At 58.3% G+C, this 19,274-nt stretch carries 20 protein-coding genes; 10 read left to right on the top strand and 10 right to left on the bottom strand.

What is annotated here, in order from left to right; translation table 11 throughout:
* Nucleotides 1–5: 5 nt before the first annotated feature.
* From mepA to WE862_RS16400, 5 genes are read right to left on the bottom strand one after another with little or no spacing between them, the layout of a single operon-like run.
* Nucleotides 6–743: a penicillin-insensitive murein endopeptidase gene (mepA, locus tag WE862_RS16420; protein ID WP_042033532.1), complete on the bottom strand. Its 738-nt coding sequence runs from the start codon at nt 741–743 to the stop codon at nt 6–8.
* Nucleotides 737–1,618: an amino acid ABC transporter permease gene (locus WE862_RS16415; protein WP_042033530.1), complete on the bottom strand. Its 882-nt coding sequence runs from the start codon at nt 1,616–1,618 to the stop codon at nt 737–739. Before WE862_RS16415 ends, mepA begins: the two co-directional genes overlap by 7 nt.
* Complete coding sequence (locus WE862_RS16410; protein ID WP_042033528.1) at nt 1,618–2,439, bottom strand: transporter substrate-binding domain-containing protein; 822 nt, start codon at nt 2,437–2,439, stop codon at nt 1,618–1,620. The genes WE862_RS16415 and WE862_RS16410 overlap by 1 nt, the downstream gene beginning before the upstream one ends.
* The gene (locus WE862_RS16405; RefSeq protein ID WP_042033525.1) at nt 2,436–3,239 is read right to left on the bottom strand and encodes an amino acid ABC transporter permease; all 804 of its coding nucleotides are present in this window, start codon (nt 3,237–3,239) and stop codon (nt 2,436–2,438) included. Before WE862_RS16405 ends, WE862_RS16410 begins: the two co-directional genes overlap by 4 nt.
* Nucleotides 3,232–4,002, bottom strand: coding sequence for an amino acid ABC transporter ATP-binding protein (locus WE862_RS16400; RefSeq protein WP_042033523.1), 771 nt, complete (start codon nt 4,000–4,002; stop codon nt 3,232–3,234). Before WE862_RS16400 ends, WE862_RS16405 begins: the two co-directional genes overlap by 8 nt.
* A 106-nt stretch (nt 4,003–4,108) precedes the next feature.
* Between WE862_RS16400 and WE862_RS16395 the strand changes: the two genes are divergently transcribed.
* Together WE862_RS16395 and WE862_RS16390 are read left to right on the top strand one after the other, a co-directional pair.
* Entirely contained in the window at nt 4,109–4,651 is a 543-nt protein-coding gene (locus tag WE862_RS16395) for a hypothetical protein (RefSeq protein WP_042033520.1), read from the top strand.
* A 216-nt stretch (nt 4,652–4,867) separates the two neighbouring features.
* A complete protein-coding gene (locus WE862_RS16390) occupies nt 4,868–5,149 on the top strand; it encodes an RNA recognition motif domain-containing protein (protein ID WP_071910610.1) in 282 nt (93 codons plus the stop codon).
* Nucleotides 5,150–5,219: 70 nt separating this feature from the next.
* Here WE862_RS16390 and WE862_RS16385 read toward each other — a convergent pair whose 3' ends face one another.
* Nucleotides 5,220–6,119 (bottom strand): aldo/keto reductase, encoded by a 900-nt coding sequence (locus WE862_RS16385; protein WP_042033517.1) that lies wholly within the window; start codon nt 6,117–6,119, stop codon nt 5,220–5,222.
* Between the two features lie 124 nt (nt 6,120–6,243).
* Between WE862_RS16385 and WE862_RS16380 the strand changes: the two genes are divergently transcribed.
* The 3 genes from WE862_RS16380 to ltaE all read left to right on the top strand — a co-directional run bounded on the left by WE862_RS16380 (nt 6,244) and on the right by ltaE (nt 8,572).
* On the top strand, nt 6,244–6,651 hold the full coding sequence (locus WE862_RS16380) for a transcriptional regulator (RefSeq protein WP_042033515.1): 408 nt from the start codon (nt 6,244–6,246) through the stop codon (nt 6,649–6,651).
* An 87-nt stretch (nt 6,652–6,738) separates the two neighbouring features.
* Nucleotides 6,739–7,440: an SDR family oxidoreductase gene (locus WE862_RS16375; protein WP_042033570.1), complete on the top strand. Its 702-nt coding sequence runs from the start codon at nt 6,739–6,741 to the stop codon at nt 7,438–7,440.
* A gap of 112 nt (nt 7,441–7,552) precedes the next feature.
* On the top strand, nt 7,553–8,572 hold the full coding sequence (ltaE, locus tag WE862_RS16370; protein ID WP_082035548.1) for a low-specificity L-threonine aldolase: 1,020 nt from the start codon (nt 7,553–7,555) through the stop codon (nt 8,570–8,572).
* Between the two features lie 95 nt (nt 8,573–8,667).
* Here ltaE and WE862_RS16365 read toward each other — a convergent pair whose 3' ends face one another.
* From WE862_RS16365 to WE862_RS16355, 3 genes are read right to left on the bottom strand one after another with little or no spacing between them, the layout of a single operon-like run.
* Complete coding sequence (locus tag WE862_RS16365) at nt 8,668–9,099, bottom strand: PAS domain-containing protein (protein WP_033114543.1); 432 nt, start codon at nt 9,097–9,099, stop codon at nt 8,668–8,670.
* Nucleotides 9,100–9,107: 8 nt separating this feature from the next.
* Nucleotides 9,108–10,130, bottom strand: coding sequence for a response regulator (locus tag WE862_RS16360; RefSeq protein WP_042033512.1), 1,023 nt, complete (start codon nt 10,128–10,130; stop codon nt 9,108–9,110).
* Between the two features lie 55 nt (nt 10,131–10,185).
* Entirely contained in the window at nt 10,186–11,124 is a 939-nt protein-coding gene (locus tag WE862_RS16355; RefSeq protein ID WP_033114545.1) for a LysR family transcriptional regulator, read from the bottom strand.
* An 855-nt stretch (nt 11,125–11,979) separates the two neighbouring features.
* Between WE862_RS16355 and WE862_RS16350 the strand changes: the two genes are divergently transcribed.
* From WE862_RS16350 to WE862_RS16330, 5 genes are all read left to right on the top strand, one after another.
* Nucleotides 11,980–13,920 (top strand): putative bifunctional diguanylate cyclase/phosphodiesterase, encoded by a 1,941-nt coding sequence (locus tag WE862_RS16350; protein ID WP_042033507.1) that lies wholly within the window; start codon nt 11,980–11,982, stop codon nt 13,918–13,920.
* A 155-nt stretch (nt 13,921–14,075) separates the two neighbouring features.
* Entirely contained in the window at nt 14,076–15,641 is a 1,566-nt protein-coding gene (locus WE862_RS16345) for an AbgT family transporter (RefSeq protein WP_042033506.1), read from the top strand.
* Between the two features lie 71 nt (nt 15,642–15,712).
* On the top strand, nt 15,713–16,438 hold the full coding sequence (gene nfsA, locus WE862_RS16340; RefSeq protein WP_042033505.1) for an oxygen-insensitive NADPH nitroreductase: 726 nt from the start codon (nt 15,713–15,715) through the stop codon (nt 16,436–16,438).
* Between the two features lie 189 nt (nt 16,439–16,627).
* On the top strand, nt 16,628–17,392 hold the full coding sequence (locus tag WE862_RS16335; protein WP_041207454.1) for a hypothetical protein: 765 nt from the start codon (nt 16,628–16,630) through the stop codon (nt 17,390–17,392).
* Nucleotides 17,386–17,940, top strand: coding sequence for a VOC family protein (locus WE862_RS16330; protein ID WP_042033503.1), 555 nt, complete (start codon nt 17,386–17,388; stop codon nt 17,938–17,940). The genes WE862_RS16335 and WE862_RS16330 overlap by 7 nt, the downstream gene beginning before the upstream one ends.
* A 64-nt stretch (nt 17,941–18,004) precedes the next feature.
* Here the strand turns inward: WE862_RS16330 and WE862_RS16325 are convergent, their stop codons facing one another.
* The gene (locus tag WE862_RS16325) at nt 18,005–19,219 is read right to left on the bottom strand and encodes an MFS transporter (RefSeq protein ID WP_198493496.1); all 1,215 of its coding nucleotides are present in this window, start codon (nt 19,217–19,219) and stop codon (nt 18,005–18,007) included.
* Between the last annotated feature and the right edge of the window lie 55 nt (nt 19,220–19,274).

The following is a 19,274-nucleotide window of genomic DNA, read 5'->3' as shown; positions in this document are numbered from 1 at the left end:
TGGGGTCAGTTGCGACAACGCGCAGGCAGCACAGGCATCTTGTTGATACTGGACACCTTGGGCAGCTGCGGTTTGTCTTTCAGCCAGGAGGCCAGCTCGGCTCCGCAGCCGTTGCCGGGGGGAATAGGCGCTTGCTGCTCACAATCAGGGCTGCCCGCCGGGCAGCGCAGCCGCACGTGAAAATGGCTGAAGTGGCCAACCCAGGGGCGAAGCTTGGCAACCCAGGGTTCATCACCAACCTGCTGGCAGACCGCCGACTTGATCACCGGATTGACAAAGATGCGGGCCACCTCGGGTTTGCTGGCCGCCAGCCGCAACAGGGTGAGCTGTTGCGGCCCGAAGCGGCCCGGCAGCATCTTGTAGCTGGGCTCGTCGATCAGCGCCCACTCCTTGGGAGCATCCTGTTCCCATTTGCTGATGGGGCGGTTGGCCATGCGAAACCAGATATCGGCATCAAGGCCGGTCTGGTGGCTGCGATGGCCGGTGGTAAAGGGGCCACCATGGGCCATCGCCAGATCGGCGATGTAGAGATCCGGCAATCCGGCCATCCGGGTCTGGTTGGCCAGTGTCTGCAGATAGTGGATGAGATCGGGATGGCCGTAGTAACGTAGCCGCTTGGTGCGGATCACCTGATAGCCAGGGCCCTCCAGCGGCAGTGCCATTCCGTTTTTGAGGCAGCCTGCGGTGTATCCGCCGATCGCTTCGGCTTGCAACACAGTAGCCAGTAACAGGGACGTCAGCATTTGCGTGCTCCTTGTCTTGCTTCGAGTCGGCTGAGCAGAATAAACAGACTCAAACATATCAACAAATAGGCAGCCGCCACCAGCAGCCAGATCTCGTAAACCAGCCCGCTCGAGTTGGCCATCTCGGTACCGACGAAGGTGAGCTCCTGCACCGAAATCAGCGACACAATGGCCGTATCCTTCACCAGTGCGATGAGCTGGCCAGTGAGGGGAGGCAACATCAGCAACATCGCCTGCGGCAGGATCACATGGCGCAACCGCACCCAGGGGGATAACCCGAGGCTGTGGGCCGCTTCCCACTGTCCTTTGGGGATGGCTGCAAGACCGGCGTGGACGATCTCGGCAACAAAGGCGGCGCTGATCATGCCGACGCAGAGGGTACCGGAGATGAGGTTCTCCCAGCGAGCGAGCGGGCCAAACAGCACTTCCAGCCAGGTGGGAATTGAGATGTTGCCGAGCCAGCTTGATAGACCGCTCGCGGGCAACAGTTGGTTGGCGATAAAGAAGTAGAAGATGAAGATAAAGACCAGCGGCGGCAGATTGCGGATGAGCTGGATAAACAGGGTGGCTGGCAGAACCAGAAACGGGCGACGACTGAACGCCGCCACCCCCAGCGTAGTGCCGAGCAGCAGCGCCAGCACCATGCCAAGCAGCGCGATACGCAGGGTAGTAAGCAGACCGCTGAAAAAGTAGGGCGTCTCGCCGTGGGGGCCATGCGTAAAGAGCAGCGCGAAGGCATCGTGCCAGTGCCACTCATAGGCGACCCCGATGTGGATGCGGCTGGCCAGCCAGAGTCCCGCCAGTGCCAACAACAGCACTATGACTCCGTCCAGCCAGCTGAATCGTTTGAGAGTACGGCTTATCAAACGTTGCATCAGGGGTTGGCGACCTGTGATTCCCATGCCAGCGACTTGAACCAGTAGTCGTGACGGGCCTTGAGCCAGCCATCGGCCTGACGGGCGGCGATCCACTCGTTGAACTGTTCAGCCAGCGCGTCATCCCCCTTGCGCAGGGCAAACCCCTCATCGCCCTGAGCCAGCTGCTTGGCAAAGGGCATGAACAGGGCATCGGGGTGGCGCAACGTCTCCTGCTCCGGTTTTGGCGAGGAGGAGAGAGCGCCGTGGGCGCGACCGTTCAACACCTCCTGAAATACCTGAGATTCATCGTCAAACTGGCGCAGGGTTGCTTTGGGGAAGTTGGCCTTGGCCACCTGTACCGGCGATGCGCCACGGCGTACCGCCAGGATCACCCCGCGCTGGTTGAAGTCAGCAATGGTTTTCTTCTCTTTGGCCAGCGTGCTGGAGGCGGCCAGCTGAACGCCCGAGTGGGAATAGGGGTGAGTGAAGCGCACGCTCTTCTCCCGCTCCGGGGTGATGGTGAGGCCACCGATGATGACGTCGTACTTTTTCGCCAGCAGAGAGGGGATGATGCCATCCCAAGCGGTGGGTACAAACTCCACTTGCCAGCCGAGATCGGTAGCGAGGCGCCGGGCGACATCGATCTCAAAGCCGATCAGCGCCCCTTGCTTGTCCCGCATCGCCCAGGGGGCGAAGGTGGACATGCCGACCCGCAGGGTGCCGCTCTGCTCGATCCGGGCCTGGGTAGCGGAAGGGGCCGTGTCTGCATGTGCCGGTGTCAAAAGGGTCGCCAGCAGCAGGGCGGCACCCGATAGCGCGGTTTTGATGGAAATCGTCATGATTGGCGTCCTTGTTGTTCCGGATCCAGATGCCGGGCAAGCAGCCGGGCACAACCGGAGAGGGTCAGCGTTAACAGCAAATAGAGGGCGGCCACGGTGAACCACACCTCGAAAGTCAGAAATGTATCGGCCACCAGAGTACGCCCTTCGTTGGTCAGATCGAAGATGGCAATGACGCTGACCAATGCCGAATGTTTGATCAGTGATACCAGCTCGTTGGTGAGGGGCGGCAGTGTGATACGCACCAGCTGCGGCAGGATCACCTTGCGCAGGGTAATTGCTCGCGACAGGCCGAGGGTACGCGCCGCCTCCCACTGGCCTTGGGGGATCGCCTTGATCCCCGCCCGCAGCACTTCGGCGGTGAAGGCGCCCTGATAGAGAGAGAGACTCAGTACGGCGCAGGTCAGTGGCGCCAGCCCCAGCATGGGGCCGAGCAGGAAGTAGAGAATATAGAGCTGTACCAGTTGTGGCGTGGTCCGCACCAAGCCCAAATAGGTGATGGCAAGCAGTGGCCCGAGGCGGGAGGGGAGCAGACGCAGACTCACCACGCAGATCCCGACCACCAGCGTACCCAGCAAACTGAGCAGCGCGACCTGCAAGGTCACCAGCAAGCCGTTTAGCAGGGGGCCGGCATAAAAAGTTCCTTCATCCCATTCGCCTAAAAAAGGCAGCACGCGTGGCCACTGCCACTCATATCCCATCGCTTGCGCACCGCTATATATGCTCCAGCCGAGCAGCAGAGAGAGCACAAGAGTGCCACAGAGCCAGCCAAGCAGTCGCACGGGTTTTGCGTTAGTCATGGTAGCTGAGCACCTGCTCCAGAAAGGCTCTGGTTCGAGGCTGGGCCGGGTTGCCAAACAGCTGGGCGGGTGGGGCCGATTCGATGATCCGCCCCTCATCCATAAAGATGACCCGATCGGCCACCTGGCGGGCAAAGCCCATCTCGTGGGTAACGCAGATCAGGGTCATGCCCTCGTCCGCCAGCTCGCGGATCACATCCAGCACTTCGCGGATCATCTCGGGATCGAGGGCGGAGGTGGGCTCGTCGAACAGCATTAACTCAGGCTGCATGCAGAGAGAGCGGGCGATGGCGACCCGTTGCTGCTGACCGCCGGAGAGCTGGTGGGGGTATTTGTCAGCCTGTGCCTGAATGCGTACCCGCTCGAGCAGGCCGAGCGCCCTCTCCCGCGCCGCTTGTGGCGACAATCCCAGGGTATGCATCGGTGCCACCATCAGGTTTTCCAACACCGTCATATGGGGAAAGAGGTTGAATTGCTGAAATACCATGCCGACCCGCCCCTTGAGGCGGCGCACATAGGCGGGGCTTACCGGTTCGCCAAAGAGGGATAGCTGGCCGCTATCGATCCCCTCCAGCCCGTTTATGGTGCGGATCAGGGTCGATTTGCCGGAGCCCGAGGGGCCGCAGATCACCCACTTTTCTCCCCGCTCTATGGTGAGGTCAATCTGATTGAGGGCCTGAAAGTCGCCGTAGAATTTGTTGACGCCACAAAAGCGTACGCAGGGTTGCGAGCTGAGCAATGAGCAGGTTCCACTGAGAATCATTTACGCCATGGTATTGATTTTATAGGAGGATGACAAAGAAAAGCCCCTTGTCAGTCGCGCTAGGGCTATTCACAATGGCGCCATTTCGTGATGACAGGAGCTTTTCATGCCTATTACATCCTTGCTGGCCAACAAGCAGGTACAACTGCTGATGCCGCCGGCAGTCCGCTATCGCTGCGTCATTTTTCTGCTGTTGCTGGTGAGCTGGAGCGTAGTGGCGGTCTCCTTGTGGCATGGTCGGGAGGGGATGGCGCTGCTCAACTGGGTGGGCGCCATTTTCGGCGGCATCATAGCACTGATGGTGGCCCTGCCGCGCAGCTGGCAACCGTGGCGGCTGGCAGAGCTTGGCTGGGATGAAGCTCACATTTATTTGCTCAATGGCAACAAGAACGAGGCGTTGGCGGTGCCTCGCAGCCAGCTGGTCGTTCTCGAGCAGGAGCGGCGGGTAGGCCACGATGGCCAGTGGCTCGATTTCAGTCTGGATCTGCAGTTGAGCGAGCCTGAGCTTGCCGCTGCCATGGCACTGCTGGATCTCAAGGCGGGTGAGCTGCATCTGGTCAGCCCCTCTGTCTATCGCTTCGGGTTTAAACGGGCCTGGCATGGCCGCCGCGCTCTGCTGCGGCAGCTGTCGGCGTTGCAGTCAGCCTGAACAGACTATTTTCTCGACAATTCCCGGTAAAGCTCGGATACTGCCAGTGACTCGAATTGATCTTGTCTGCACTGTTCACCCAAGAGATCAATCACTTGAAAACAGTGTGGAGAGAGCCACGGCATGAAGCCATGGCAGGGCTGGCATAGGGGTTGTGCCCTTACCGTTATGCTGGTGATTGCATAGAGAAGGCACCTTGAATCGAGAGTGGATGGCATGAAGATTTACGTAGGTAATCTGTCGTACCGCATGACGGCCGACGAACTGAAAACTCTGTTCAGCCAGTTTGGACAGGTCGACAAGGTTGATATCATCATCGACCGCGATACAGGCCAGTCAAAGGGGTTTGGTTTCATTGAAATGCCGGCCAACGCTGACGCTGAAAAGGCGATCGCGGGCCTGCATGGCACTGAAGTTGGTGGGCGCACCGTAACGGTCAACCAGGCCAAACCGAAGACAGATGCCCCCCGTGGCCGCCCTCAGCAGCGCCATCGCTAAGGTGCCTCAGTAATGCAAACGGCATGGGTTATCCCCATGCCGTTTTTGTTTTTGGTGGTTTTCGCCCGGATCAGGGTACGTCGTAACCGAGTGCAGCCTTGCGAATGCGGAACCACTGTTGACGATCAAGTTTGATGGACTCCGATGCAACGGCAGCTGCAATCCGTTCCCGTTTGCCTGAACCGATCAGTGGCAGCGGCTGGCTTGGCAGCATCATGACCCAGGCATAGACCACCTGTTCGATGGTCTGGGCTCCCACTTCAGCGCGGATCCGCTCAAGCTCAGCCCGCAGCGGCTCGCAAGCGTGATCGTTGAACAGCCGGCCACCGCCCAGGCATGACCATGCCATCGGTTTGATATTGAGCTGTTGGCATTGGTCCAGAGTGCCATCGAGCGTCCCCTCCTGATGCAGCGGCGAGATCTCCAGCTGGTTGGTTACCAGCGGGAAGGGGAGGCGGGATTGCAGCAGTTCAAACTGGCGCGCGGTGAAGTTGGAGACCCCGGCATGTTTGATCTTGCCAGCCTGCTTCAGGGTGATGAAGGCATCGGCGACCTCATCGGCGTTCATCAGGGGATCCGGACGGTGGATCAGCAGCAGATCCAGATAGTCGGTGCCGAGCTTGTGCAGCGAGGCGTCGGCACTGGCGATGATATGGGCCTTGCCGGTGTTGTAGTGGTTGAGAGCGTGCTGCGGTTTGGCAGTGAGGGCGATACCGCACTTGGTGACGATCTCCATCCGGTCACGTAGGGAAGGCTCAAGACGCAGAGCGTTGCCAAAGGCCTCCTCGCACTGGTAGCCACCGTAAATGTCGGCGTGATCGACAGTGGTAACACCCAGATCCAGATGGTATTTCATCAGATCGAGCAGGGCGGCCGGGGTGAGATGCCACTCCATCAGGCGCCAGTACCCCATGATGATGCGGGAGAAGGTGGGGCCTTGCGGGTGCAGGCTGATGCGGGATACAGACATGGTTGACTCCTTGAAAGGTCAGAAGGATAAATTGCGGCTGCCGGCATCTTGGCCCCATGTCGCTGGCAAAGCAATAATGTGGGTTGGCACGGTTCGTACTTTAGTTCTGATTGGAGAGTGATAGATGGATGGGTTTGCCGAGCGGCTGCAGAGTCTCATCGGAGAGGGGAGCATCAGCGCCTTTGCCCGCAAGGTAGGATTGAGCGAGGCGCTGATCCGCAAATACCTGAAAGGGGCCGAGCCCGGGTTGGCGCGGGCCAACCAGATTGCGATGGGGGCCAACTGTTCGCTCGAATGGCTGGCAACCGGCTGCGGTTATCTCTATCGACAGGCTGAAGTTGTGGATAGAGAGGCGCTCGGGGCGGCGCAGCAACTGCTCCGGGAGCAGCAACCCGAGGCCGTGCTGCCGGATGAGGAGGCGCTGGTGATCCTGCTCGCCTACTACCAGTTTTTGCGCACCCATAAAAAGGGCGACGGGTTTCTCGATCTGGCGCTGGCTCGCGAGTTTGGCCGGCACATCGGAGAAGCTTAGGTGGGTTAACGAGCGGTGTTCAGGCCGGGTCACGGGCCGTGATTATTCTGATACGCTCTAAACAAATTCATGAACCAGGGAATGGCGATGAGTTATCTGATCCTCGGAAGCGGTGCGCTTGGCTCGGCGCTGGCAAGAGAGCTGATGGCAAGGGATGAGACTTTTCTGCTGGCTGGGCGCGACTATCCAAAAGGGCTTCCTGTCGGATCCTTTTTCCCGCTGCAGGAGGTTGATGTCATATCGTTTGATGCGCTGTTTACGACCTATGATGTGGATCCGCTCCCCTCCGTCGTCATCAACACCATAGGACTGCTCCATGATGCCCGCTCCATGCCGGAGCGACGGGTGGAGGAGGTAGTGCCCAAGTGGTTGTGTGACAGCCTGCTGGCCAATGCCTGGCCGACGCTGGCTTTGGCGGCGCGCCTGAGCCGGATGATGAAGGATGATCACCAGATCTGGCTCTGCGCCATCTCGGATCTGGCGGGCTCTATCAGTGCCAACGAGTCGGGGGGGCGTTACAGCTATCGGATGAGCAAGGCGGCGCTCGATATGGGGGTGAAGACCCTCGCACTTGAGTGGGCGGAGCGTTTTGCGCAGGCGGGGGTGATTGCGATTGCGCCCGGCTTGATGGACTCTCCGATGAATGCACCCTTTCTGGCTGAACTGCCAGCAGACCAGCTGCAGGATCCTGCCGAGGTGGCGAGCAAGCTGCTCAACCTGATCGATGGCTTGTCTTTGTCTCAATCGGGTCAGCTACTGGATCTCAATGGTCAGCAACTCCCCTGGTAAAGGGAGTTGCATGGCTATCTGTGCCCCCGTTTACCTCACATAATCCGGCCTCTCCCCTTGCCAAACAGGGGGGCCATGGCTAACGTCACTCTCCTGTTTCAGGAGGGATCTCATGCGCTATATCGATTTACGAAGTGATACGGTTACCCAGCCGACAGATGCCATGCGTCAGGCCATGCTCCATGCCGAAGTCGGTGACGATGTTTACGGCGAAGATCCGAGCGTCAATGTGCTGGAAGCATATGGGGCCAAGTTGCTTGGCAAGCAGGCTGCTCTGTTTGTGCCATCGGGAACCATGTCCAATCTGCTGGCGGTCATGAGCCATTGCCAGCGCGGTGAAGGCGCCATTCTTGGTGCTGGCGCCCATATCTACCGCTTTGAAGCACAGGGGAGTGCGGTGCTCGGCTCTGTGGCGCTGCAACCGCTGCCCATGCAGCGTGATGGCACCCTGGCCTTCGACGAAATCAAGGCCGCTCTGGCGCCTGATGATGCACATTTTGTCCAGACTCGCCTTATCTGTCTTGAGAACACCCATAACGGCAAGGTGCTGCCACTCTCCTACCTGCAAGAGATGGGGGCCTTCGTTGCCAAGCATGGTCTGAAACTGCATCTCGACGGGGCCCGGTTGTTCAATGCCGCCGTTGCCAGCGATACCCCGGCGGAGGCTATTGCCGCGCCGTTTGACAGCATCTCGATTTGTCTTTCCAAAGGGCTGGGTGCCCCGGTGGGATCTCTGCTGGTCGGTGATCGTGACTTTATCGCCCGGGCTCGTCGTCTGCGCAAAATGGTAGGTGGTGGCATGCGTCAGGCGGGGATGCTGGCACAAGCAGGCCTGTTTGCCCTCGAGCAACATGTTGCGCGCTTGGCCGATGATCATCGCCGTGCCAAACGGTTGGCCGAAGGGTTGGCTGCGCTGCCGGGCATCGAGCTCGATCTTTCGCTGGTACAGAGCAACATGGTATTTCTGCGCCTTGCCAAAGGGGAGCCGGCACAGCTGCTCGCTTTTATGAAGGAGCGGGGCATTCTCTTCTCCGGTTATGGCGAGCTGCGTCTGGTGACCCATCTGCAGATCAATGACGACGATATCGAAGAGGTGATCGACGCCTTTACCGAGTATCTCGGGGCGCGTTGATAGCGCTTGGTGATACAGACTCTCGTTTATTGCGAGATTTGTTGATATCGAAATAAAACAGGGCGCCACGGCGCCCTGTTTTGTCAGCTGCACGCTCACGCCTGCCGCTGGCCGCTCATCAGCATGGCTTCATCAGTGGCATCGTAGATCATCACCGCGATGTGGGTCACCTGACCACCGAAATCGGCGAGTGGCACTAGCGTCAGATTCTGGAACATATGGGGGGCCGAGCCGGTGATGGGGCGGTAGTTGGAGAAGCGCAGCAGATAGGGTTTCTGTTCCCAAGTGCTGAAGGCGCGGTTGTTCAGCTTGAATACCATATTGGCCTTGCGCTCGAACCAGGCCCGATCCACATCGGGGAAGAGGTCGAACAGCACGCCATCGCGGACTTCGCCGGCCAGCCGTCCGCTGTGGCTCTCCATAAAGCCGTTCCACACCTGAACCTTGTACTCCTTGTCGAGCACCACCAATCCAACGTCCAGGTTCTGGACTATGTTCATCAACCAGTGAAATTCGCGGATTTCCATAGTCACTCCTAGAGCATGTGCATGATTTTGTTGTTCATGGTGGCGATGGAATCTTCGGTAAACAGCAGCAGCAGATCGCACTGTACCGCGTAATCCTGGATCCGGTAGTTGATCTCGATGGCGAGCGTGCGGCGCCAGCGGCTCTTGTTGGTGTTGATGAGCTCGTTGATGGGCCTGTGCTGGCCGAGAACCACCGGGTGGCCCTGACTGAAAGGGGTGTCGAGCTGGTTGGCGTAGCCGCGCAGGAAGGCACCGATCAGCACGTTGGCGGTATCCATCAGCAGCTCCAGCTCGGCAGTGCGATCCAGCGTTCCCTGATGGTTCATCAGCTTGGCCAAATCTTTGAAGCTGGAGTCATGGAACAGGATCAGCGCTTCGCCGGCGATCCCCGCTCCGATAAAGCCCTGACAGACGGCGGAGAGGGTATCCGAGTCGGCTGCGGCAGAGAGGGCCATATGCAACTCTGATACTTCCAGCACGTTGACGTTCGGGATCGGCAATACCACGAAGGCGTTGAGCAGCCGGGCCAGCAGGTCGGCGGCCTGGCCCATGGAGACGTTGGCCAGCTCCTGATAGACGTCGCGGATCTCCGGAGTGATCTTGACGCCTGCATCGGCGGCGACGCCACCGGTTGGCGCCGCAACCGTTGCGGCTGTGTTGCCTGGCTCAGCGTTCCAGAAACCGTGCTGTTTGAGCAGGGCAAGCAGGGTTTCGGGGGCGGCGGGTTTCTTGATGAAATCAAGCGCGCCCAGCCCCATCACCCGTTGATAGGCCTCTGGCTGGATGTCGCCGGAGACGACGATGACCTTGTTGCGCAGCCCTTCCCGCTGGAGGGTCTCCAGCACGCCATAACCATCCATTTCCGGCATGGTGAGGTCGAGAAAGATGAGGTCACCATGGCCCATCAGCACCTGCTCGATCCCTTCAAGACCATTGGCTGCATAGTGCAAGTCGACTTTCCAGTCGGCGGGGAGGGCCCGCGCCAACTGTTTGCGGGCGAACCCGGAGTCATCACAGATCAATACATTCATGGTGTTAGGCAGGCTCTGTTGGCAAGGAGTGCTATTAAGTGTGGCCCGCTAACGGTCAGATGCAATGGGTGAGGGTATCACCTTGTGAAAATTGATTGTCCCACTGTCTGTTGCGATAGCGCGCGGAATATTTTTCAACAAATTCAGCAAACATCTTAACACGCAACGGGGCGAACTGGTGCTGGCAGCAGAGCATGTAGAAGGGGCGATTGCCGGTTTGCCAGTCGGGCAGCACAGGGCGCAACTGCTCATCCTGCAAGAAGCTATGCACGTAGTGGAGCGGGGCATTGACGATCCCGAGGTGGCGTCTGGCGGCACGTACGGCCGCCTGGGTCTGGTTAACCGCCAGCTTGGCCCCCCGTTTGATGCAGACAAGCTGCCCCTCCTTGTCGGTCAGCTGCCAGTGCTGGTGAGGCCAGCAGTAGATGAGATCGTGCTCTTCCAGCTGATTGGGGTGAGCTGGCGTCCCTTTTTTGGCCAGATAGAGCGGCGAGGCAAAGAGTCCGTACTCGATGTGGCCAAGACAGCGCGCATTGGGCAGGGATTGGGGCAGCTCGCCGTTGAAGAAAACCAGATCGCGGTCGTTATCGAACAGGTGCTGGTGATCGTTGGTCTGGGAGATCTCGAATTGCACTGCGGGATAGTGCAACCCGAACTCGGCCAGCATATCGATCAGGATGGTATTGGAGAGGGCGATGGGCGCAGCAATCCGGATTATGCCGGAGATGTCGGCCTCTTTGCCCTGGATCTCGCCGGTGGCCTGTTCGATTTCGCCAAGTGGGGTGCAGAGGCGCTCATAGTAGCGCAGCCCCTCGTCGGTCATTCGAAGTTTGCGGGTCGAGCGGTGTAGCAGGGAACATCCCAGATGCTCTTCAAGCTGGGATATGCGTCGACTGATGGTGCCTGTTGGCATGCCCAGTGCGGCTGCGGCGTGGGAGAAACCTCCCTCTTGCACCACCTTGACGAACAGGTAGAACTCTTCGATGTGCTTCATAAACGCTGTTCTTGGTGTAACAAGGGGGCCACCTTAAAAAGAGCATTCAGGGTTGGCAAGCGTAATTCAGCGTTTAATTGATCTGGGTTCGATTTCTATTGATACTATTTTGTTACTCACTTATAGGTAGTGTGAAGGCCGACTGCTGGTACGGGCAGGAGAGATTAGTTTCGCAGGGTGCTGATTGGCGATACAAGGATGTGCTGATCAGCAAAACAGCCGTTATCTCTTGCCAGAAACTGCAACCGGTGGGTGACAGAGGGGATGATCGCTCCCTCTGGTCGGCTATTTTCCATCGCAAGAAAATGTGAGCCAGATCATATATTCGCAGTTTTGTCTCTTTTCAAGCATCACCTGAATTTATGAACCGACATTTTACCGTTCTTGCTTCATTTTTGCACATGCTGGCGTCTTTTTGTCTGTTTAACCATCCGCTTGGTTAATTAATGAAAGTTTTATCGCAGAGTAGAGAGAGAGTTATTGTTTTTGATTAGTTTATTGATAGTAAAGATATTGTATTGAATTGCAAAATTGACATGTATGGTCTCGAGTGAGCAACTCTTAGTGCTTGTTTTATCTGAGAAAAAAAGATAAAAATCGAGCAGGCAATGTTTTTTGACAGAGTGAGCTTCGGATTGCGTCATTGCCAGTAATTCAAGGTATGCAGCTCTGTCGTCGATATATGAAATGGTTTTCCTGCTCTTGACCAGGTTAGTGAGATACGAGTCGAGAGATATTTGCATCTTGCATTCTGCCTGTAGCAGCTTGCGTGATCCGTTTTCCGGTGGCCAGTGACCCTTCCGCATGAATGACATTAACCAGATGAATACGCTTGATGAACGGTTACTGAAAACCATGGACGTGCTGCATACACCGATCTGGGTGTATGACATCGAGCATCACCATATTTTCTGGGCAAACCGTGCCGCACTCTTGGTGTGGGAGGCAGCCTCCCTTGACGAGCTGTGTGCGCGGGATTTCTCTGCCGATATGGCAACCGCCATCGACCTGCTGTTGCAGCGTTATCTCGGCGATTTTCAGCTGGGGCGCAGCTACAACGAGTGGTGGACCCTCTCGCCAAAGGGGATAAAAAAGCAGATTTATCTGCGTCTTTCCGGGGTGCAGATCGCGGGGCGTTTGATGATGATGACCGAGGCGGTGCTCGACTCGGATACCCTCTATCAGGAATCTTCTCTGGCGACTGGCGATACCCTGGCCTGTCTGTTTGACAGCAAAGGGGCGTTCGAGAGTGGCAATTACCACTTCGAGATGTGCTTTGGCCACAGGATCACCCAGCTCTCCCAGGTTTTTGCCAACAAGGATGGCGGCTTTTACCAGAAGCTGTCCCGTCTTGATGAGGTGGTGACCGAGGGGGAGTGCCGCACCCTCAAGGGGATGCGCTGGTTCCAGTATCAGTTCCGTTACATCCAGCAAGGGGCGCGGATCCTGCTCACCATGCGGGATATCACAGATCGCAAACTGGAAGAGCTGGAGCATCGCCACCTTGCCTGGCACGACTCCCTGACCGGATTGCTCAACCGTTATGGCTTGATGAAATCCCTCGAGGCCTATTGCGGCCTGGGTGAGCGTTTTGCTCTGGTCTTCATGGATCTGGATAATTTCAAGCTGGTCAACGACAACTACGGCCACAAGGCGGGCGATCGCCTGCTGGAGCGGGTCGCCGGTCGTCTCAAGCAGATTTGTCCGCGAGACGTGGAGCTGGCGCGCCTTGGTGGAGACGAGTTTACTGCGCTGGTACCGCTTGGCAGCAACGGCGAACGGGCTCAGGAGATCGCCGATCAGATGCTCTCCCAGATGACTCGCCCGCTGCAACTGAGTGGCCTGCCGGAAGTGACCATTGGCGGCAGTATCGGTATTGCCATCTATCCCGATGACGCGGATGACGGTGACAACCTGATCACCCGGGCCGATATGGCCATGTATCAGGCCAAGCAGATGGGACGGCTGCGTTGGCAGCGTTTTACTCCCAGCATGCAGCAGACCCTGCAGCGCAAGTTGAACCTCAAGCAGTTCCTGGCCAAGGCAATTGGCCGGCAGGAGCTGAGTCTCTGTTACCAGCCGCAGGTGGATACAGCAAAAGGCGCGCTGATTGGCTACGAAGCGCTGCTGCGCTGGTACAACCCGATACTGGGTCATGTCTCGCCTGTGGAGTTTATTCCGCTGGCGGAGGAGATGGGGCTGATCCGCGAGATCGGCAGCTGGGTGCTTGGCACCGCGCTGGCTCAGGTGGCGCAGTGGGAAAAGCAGTTTGGCAAGCGAGTGCCCGTTTCGGTGAATCTCTCCGGTTTCCAGCTATCTTCCTCGTTGCCGGTGCAGGTGCGTCAGCTGCTTGAGCTGTATGGCGTTGAGGCATCGCTCCTGACTCTGGAGCTGACCGAAACCGTATTGATGCTCGATATGAAGGGGTGTCTCGGTATTCTGGATGCCTTGAGCGATCAGGGAATCAATATCGCCATCGACGATTTCGGCACCGGCTACTCATCACTGGCCTACCTCAATCGGCTGCCTATCGACACCATCAAGCTGGATCGCTCCTTTGTGGTCGGGCTCAATCTGCCGGTGATCCGGGCGACAGCCGCCATGGCTACCAGCCTTGGTCTCGGCATCATGGCCGAAGGGGTAGAGGAGCCACATGAGCTTGATGCGCTGCAGACTCAGGGGTGCCATGTGTTCCAGGGCTATCTCTTCAGCAAGCCGCTGACGGTGGCGCAAGTCGAGGAGAGCGGCTTTGTGGTCGAGTGTCCGGTAGGGCGTTATCCACTGGTCAGCATTTGAATGGCAGGATAGCGAATGTGCGTCAGGCCACAATTTGGCATTTTATATTGAATTAATTAATCTAAATTAATCGATTCTTTGCAGTGCGTCATGGGTGTTAACGGTAAGGATTGCTAGCATGCGGCCTCATTTCTAGGGAAAGGAGTATCGCAATAATGAGTCATGCTGCAACCAAGGCCCGCCCGGCCAGCCCACCCAGTGGCTGGCTGAACCGTTTCCTCAATGGCGTCGAGAAAGCCGGGAACAAGTTACCCGACCCCGCCATGCTGTTTCTCTACGCCCTGCTGATCGTCTGGATCGGCTCCTGGGTGTTGTCCCAATTCCAGTTTGATCTGGTCAATCCCCGTACTGGCGAAGCGGTAGTGGTCAACAACCTGCTGACCGGCGCCGGTCTGGCCGAGTTTCTCTCCACCATGGTCACGACCTTTACCGGCTTTGCCCCGTTAGGGATCGTGTTGGTGGCCATGCTGGGGGTAGGGGTGGCCGAGCAGTCCGGTTTTATCAATACCGGCCTGAAAAAGCTGCTGAAAGTGACCCCGGCCCGTTTCCTCACCCCCATGTTGATCCTGGTGGCCATCGTCAGTCATACCGCAGCGGATGCGGGTTATGTGCTGGTGATCCCCATTGGTGGCATCATCTTCCACGCCGCGGGGCGTCATCCGTTGGCGGGTATCGCTGCCGCGTTTGCCGGTGTTTCAGGCGGTTTTGCCGCCAACTTCCTGCCATCCGGTGGCGATGCCTTGCTGCAGGGCTTTACCCAGTCTGCTGCCCAGATCCTTGACCCGGAGTACATGGTCAATACCCTGTGCAACATCATCTTTACCGGTGCATCCTCCCTGCTGATCATCTGCGTCGGCTGGTTTGTCACCGAGAAGGTGGTGGAGCCCCGTCTCAAGCATGTCGAGCTCAATGACGATCTGGAGAGTGCCGACGAAATGGGCAGCTACACCGCTCAGGAGAGCCGTGCTTTCAACTGGGCCGGGTTTGCCATGCTGGCTGCCATCGTGCTGCTGGCGCTGGCGCTCTCCCCGAGCGATTCCCCGCTGCGTGCTGCCGATGGTTCGCTGACCACTTTTGCCGCCCCCGTGATGAAATCCATCGTGCCGCTCATCTTCCTGCTCTTTATCCTGCCCGGGATTGTCTACGGCTTCGTGGCGGGCAACTTCAAGAGTGGCAAGGATGTGATCGACGCCATGTCGGCCACCATGAACAAGATGGGCTCCTACATGGTGATGGCCTTCTTCTGCGCGCTCTTCATCAAGGCGTTTGGCGATTCCAATTTGGGAACCCTGTTGGCCCTTTCCGGTGCCGAGGTGCTTCATGCACTGGCGTTGCCCGGTGAAATCACCATTGTCGGAATGATCCTGCTGACTGCGACCGTCAATCTGGTGGTGGGGTCGGCATCCGCCAAGTGGGCGCTGATCAGCCCCATTCTGGTGCCGATGCTGATGGCTGTCGGGATCTCCCCCGAGCTGACCCAGGCGGCATACCGTGTCGGTGATTCCGCCTCCAACATCATCACCCCGCTGATGGTCTTCTTCCCGCTGGTGGTGGTCTATTGCCAGCAGTATGTGAAGAGCACCGGGATCGGCACTCTGGTCTCCATGATGCTGCCTTACTCGCTGGCCTTCCTGGTGAGCTGGACCATCTTCCTGCTGCTCTACTGGGCGCTTGGCTTCCCGCTCGGGTTGCAAGCACCGTATGTCTATCCGGCCCCCTGAACGGGGTATGCGAGGGAGCCTTGGGCTCCCTCATTTTTTTCGCTATGGTGTTACCTCACTCTGGAGGTGCCATGAATCAGACCATCGATCTTATCCTTTCCCATCGTTCCATTCGCCAGTTCACTGCCGAGCCCATCAGCTCGCAGCAGCTGGATGCCATTCTGGCCGCCGCCCAGTCGGCATCGACCTCAAGTTTTCTGCAGGTGAACAGCATCATTCGGGTGACCGGGCCTGAAGCGCGCAAGCAGCTGGCAAAGCTTGCGGGCAATCAACCCTATGTTGAGCAGGCGGCAGAGTTTCTGGTGTTTTGCGCCGATTACCACCGCCACAGCCAGATAGTGCCCGATGCCCAGACCGGCTATGCGGAGCAGCTGCTGATCGGTGCCATCGACGGTGCCATCATGGGACAAAATGCCCTGCTGGCGGCGCAGTCGCTGGGGCTGGGTGGGGTTTATATCGGTGGGCTTCGCAACCATCCAGCCGAGGTGAGCGAGCTGCTGGGCTTGCCTGATCGGGTGATCCCGCTCTTTGGCCTCTGCCTCGGTCATCCTGCCCAGCAGCCTGAGCAGAAACCCCGTTTGCCACGGGCACTGGTTGTGCATCAGGAGCGCTATCAGCGCGAGCTGGATCGCGACCTGCTGGCTCACTACGATCAGCAGATTGAGGCCTACTATCAGGCTCGCAGCAGCAACAACAAACAGCAGACCTGGAGCGGCCAGATCCGCGCCATCCTGACCAAGGAGTCCCGTCCTTTTATGCTGGGCTTCCTGCAATCCCGAGGCTTTAACCTCAAGTAATGAGCCTGATGGGCGATACTAAAAGGGAGCGTGCATCTTGTGCGCTCCCTCTTGATCCTGCCATCTCCCCGGGAGCTGCCGCCCAGCTTGGTGACAAATCGTGGGCAAGGGGGGATCTGCAGGCTACCTTAAGTGGGTAAGCTGTTGTAGGATCACGCAATTGGATTGGGACAGGGGTTTGAACATCCTATGATTTTAACTTTGGTATTGCTGTCTATTGGCGCACTCCTGTTTTTGGTTATCGCCTATAACGTGGTGCAGCAATATAAGCAGAAAGCTGAGTCGGACAAGCGCCACGCGGTTGCCAGACACAAAACGGTGGCTGACGAGACCGAAGAGGTGCTGCTGAACGTCAATCTGGTGCCCTTTTCCAAAAACATGGTGCTGCTGATGCAACACCGCATTCTGGATGCCTATCGCGCCATTGCCCAGGTGATGCCAAACAGCCAGATCAAGCAGCGCATCGTTGATGTCCAGACCCAGATCAAGAATGTGCAGGAGAACTACAGCGCGCAGGATGAGGGGCACTTCAAGACGCCCGAGTCCGATCGCCAGGCCATCCAGATGCTGCAGCTGGTCAAGAAGATGCGGGCCGTGCTGCGGGTCGAGCACAACAAGGGCAAGATTGATCCGCAAGGATTTGCCCAGGAAGATCGCCGCCTCGAGCTGATGCAGCTCAAGATCAACATCTCGAATCTGGTCAAGCGGGCGATGGACGCCCGCATTCAGGGCCAGTACGGCACTTGCCGCCAGCTCTACACCAAAGGGCTCTCTGCCATGGCCAGTGTAGTGGACAAGGATCCCTATCTGCTGGCTCGTGAAGAGGATATGCGGCAGGGGCTCAAGGAGCTCGAAGAGCTGCAGCAGCAAAACAGCGCGCAGGATCTGCAAAACATCAAGGACAAGGAAGCCGACGAGCTCGATGTTCTGTTTCAACCCAAGAAGAAATGGTAAGCATGTCTCACCCACTCGATTCTACTCTGGGGCCGATGGCCCCTTTTGTTGCCCGGTTGCTGGCTGAATTGGCCGAATGTGGCCTCTCTTTCGCTGAACCTCACATTGACCACCTCTGCTATCGTGCCGCTACCTTGCCCGAATATCTGCACCTCGACGAACTCTTGGCAGGGGCAGGGGAGTTGCTGGTGGAGGGGATGATTGGTGGCCGTCCCATCGCTACTTATCAGCTGCATCAGCCAGTACAGGCCGGAGCGCTACGCGTTCCCTGCATCGAGCTGGCGGCGCCCAAACCGGGCCGCACTCATCAGGCCGGGCTTGAGCATATCGAGCTGGTGGTGCCTTCCCTTCAGGCGCTGGTGGAGCGTCATCCCGAGCTTCCCTTCAAAACCGGCAACATGCTGGATAGTCGCAATCCCGATGTGGCGCTGATGCTGCCTTCCGGACAGATCAAGTTTCACCTGCGCCCGCTGGCGGAGGTGATCGCCGAAGAGGTGGCCACTGGCGCAGTAGTGGCGGTACCTGACGACTATTTCGAGACCCACTAAGGGCTTGGAAGATTGATATCGGATGAAGAGAGGGGCACCCGGGTGCCCCTCTCTTTTTCTTTGCTTATGCGAAGTGGTGAGGCGTCAGCCCATGCTCGCTGCGTTGTTTCAGGCGGCCGAGCCAGATACCAAGACCTGCGGTCAGGAGCAGCACCAGCTCGATCCCCAGCACCAGCCCGCCCAGCCCTCCCTTCTCCCAGAAGGGGTGGAGGTAGAGCCCGCCCAGACTGGCGCCCAGATAGTAGGCCACCAGATAGAGGGAGGAGGCGAGCGCCCGGTTGTGCTCGACATGGTGGCCGACCCAGGCGCTGGCACAAGCGTGCGCCATGAAAAAGCCGAAGCTCGAGATGAGCAGGCCGCTCAAAATGGCGGGCAGAGTGCCTTGCAGCAAGCAGAGGCTACCGAGCGCCATGAGGGCAATGCCGCCAAGCAACATGCGCTGTGCTCCCCAGCGATTGGCGCAGCGACCGCTGAGAGAAGAGGCGACCGTACCCGAGAGATAGGTGAGAAAGAGCATGCCGAGCCACTGGGTCGGCAGGGAGAAGGGGGGGTTGGCCAGCAAAAAGGTGAGATAGCTGAACTGGTTCAAAAAGACCATGAAGTTGAGCCCGCCAATCAGATAGGCCCCCACCAGCAGCGGGTTGGTCAGATGACCACGCAGGGCGCGGGCAAACTGGCCCGGAGCCGGATTGACGGGAACAAAACGAGCCTGTTTTGGCAGTAGCCAGAAGACCAGCGGCAAGAGCGACAGGCTGATCACCCCGACCCCGAGGAAGGTGTGTTGCCAGTCGCCAAACCAGCCGGCCAGCAGCCCTCCTACTACTCGTCCTGCGATCCCGCCAAGGGAGTTGGCGGCGATATAAACCCCGACCGCCGAGAGCAGTGCCCGCTTGCTGAACTCCTCGCCCATATAGGCGATAGCTGTTGCCGGCAGGCCCGCCAGCAGCGCGCCTTGCAGCACGCGCAGTATGAGCAGGGTGCGAAACTGTTCGACGAGAGGGAGCAGCAGGGAGAGCAGGATGGCCAAAGTGAGGGTTCCCAGCATGATCTGGCGACGGCCATGGCGATCCGCCAGTCGGGCACACAGCAGCAGGGAGGCAGCCAGCCCGGCAGTACAACCGGCCAGCGTCCAGCTGGCGGCGAGCGAGTTGACCGAGAAGACCTGAGCCAGCAGCGGGAGCAGGGGATGGGTTTGATAGAGATTGAGAAAGACCAGAAAGGATCCCAGGCTGAGCGCCAGGGTGGCGCGTATCCATTCACGACTACCGGCTTCGATCATTGCATATCATCCTGACCATTTTTCATCAGGGTAAGGTACGCCTAGATATAAATAT

This window comes from Aeromonas jandaei (assembly GCF_037890695.1).
GTDB lineage: Bacteria > Pseudomonadota > Gammaproteobacteria > Enterobacterales > Aeromonadaceae > Aeromonas > Aeromonas jandaei.
The sequence above is the reverse complement of the archived record's forward strand: the minus strand, read 5'-3'. Positions and strand labels throughout refer to the sequence as shown.

What these genes read in the sequence shown, in the direction of transcription:
- mepA (WP_042033532.1), bottom strand. Translation starts at nt 743, where the DNA reads ATGCTGACGTCCCTGTTACTGGCTACTGTGTTGCAAGCCGAAGCGATC.
- WE862_RS16415 (WP_042033530.1), bottom strand. Translation starts at nt 1,618, where the DNA reads ATGCAACGTTTGATAAGCCGTACTCTCAAACGATTCAGCTGGCTGGAC.
- WE862_RS16410 (WP_042033528.1), bottom strand. Translation starts at nt 2,439, where the DNA reads ATGACGATTTCCATCAAAACCGCGCTATCGGGTGCCGCCCTGCTGCTG.
- WE862_RS16405 (WP_042033525.1), bottom strand. Translation starts at nt 3,239, where the DNA reads ATGACTAACGCAAAACCCGTGCGACTGCTTGGCTGGCTCTGTGGCACT.
- WE862_RS16400 (WP_042033523.1), bottom strand. Translation starts at nt 4,002, where the DNA reads ATGATTCTCAGTGGAACCTGCTCATTGCTCAGCTCGCAACCCTGCGTA.
- WE862_RS16395 (WP_042033520.1), top strand. Translation starts at nt 4,109, where the DNA reads ATGCCTATTACATCCTTGCTGGCCAACAAGCAGGTACAACTGCTGATG.
- WE862_RS16390 (WP_071910610.1), top strand. Translation starts at nt 4,868, where the DNA reads ATGAAGATTTACGTAGGTAATCTGTCGTACCGCATGACGGCCGACGAA.
- WE862_RS16385 (WP_042033517.1), bottom strand. Translation starts at nt 6,119, where the DNA reads ATGTCTGTATCCCGCATCAGCCTGCACCCGCAAGGCCCCACCTTCTCC.
- WE862_RS16380 (WP_042033515.1), top strand. Translation starts at nt 6,244, where the DNA reads ATGGATGGGTTTGCCGAGCGGCTGCAGAGTCTCATCGGAGAGGGGAGC.
- WE862_RS16375 (WP_042033570.1), top strand. Translation starts at nt 6,739, where the DNA reads ATGAGTTATCTGATCCTCGGAAGCGGTGCGCTTGGCTCGGCGCTGGCA.
- ltaE (WP_082035548.1), top strand. Translation starts at nt 7,553, where the DNA reads ATGCGCTATATCGATTTACGAAGTGATACGGTTACCCAGCCGACAGAT.
- WE862_RS16365 (WP_033114543.1), bottom strand. Translation starts at nt 9,099, where the DNA reads ATGGAAATCCGCGAATTTCACTGGTTGATGAACATAGTCCAGAACCTG.
- WE862_RS16360 (WP_042033512.1), bottom strand. Translation starts at nt 10,130, where the DNA reads ATGAATGTATTGATCTGTGATGACTCCGGGTTCGCCCGCAAACAGTTG.
- WE862_RS16355 (WP_033114545.1), bottom strand. Translation starts at nt 11,124, where the DNA reads ATGAAGCACATCGAAGAGTTCTACCTGTTCGTCAAGGTGGTGCAAGAG.
- WE862_RS16350 (WP_042033507.1), top strand. Translation starts at nt 11,980, where the DNA reads ATGGACGTGCTGCATACACCGATCTGGGTGTATGACATCGAGCATCAC.
- WE862_RS16345 (WP_042033506.1), top strand. Translation starts at nt 14,076, where the DNA reads ATGAGTCATGCTGCAACCAAGGCCCGCCCGGCCAGCCCACCCAGTGGC.
- nfsA (WP_042033505.1), top strand. Translation starts at nt 15,713, where the DNA reads ATGAATCAGACCATCGATCTTATCCTTTCCCATCGTTCCATTCGCCAG.
- WE862_RS16335 (WP_041207454.1), top strand. Translation starts at nt 16,628, where the DNA reads ATGATTTTAACTTTGGTATTGCTGTCTATTGGCGCACTCCTGTTTTTG.
- WE862_RS16330 (WP_042033503.1), top strand. Translation starts at nt 17,386, where the DNA reads ATGGTAAGCATGTCTCACCCACTCGATTCTACTCTGGGGCCGATGGCC.
- WE862_RS16325 (WP_198493496.1), bottom strand. Translation starts at nt 19,219, where the DNA reads ATGATCGAAGCCGGTAGTCGTGAATGGATACGCGCCACCCTGGCGCTC.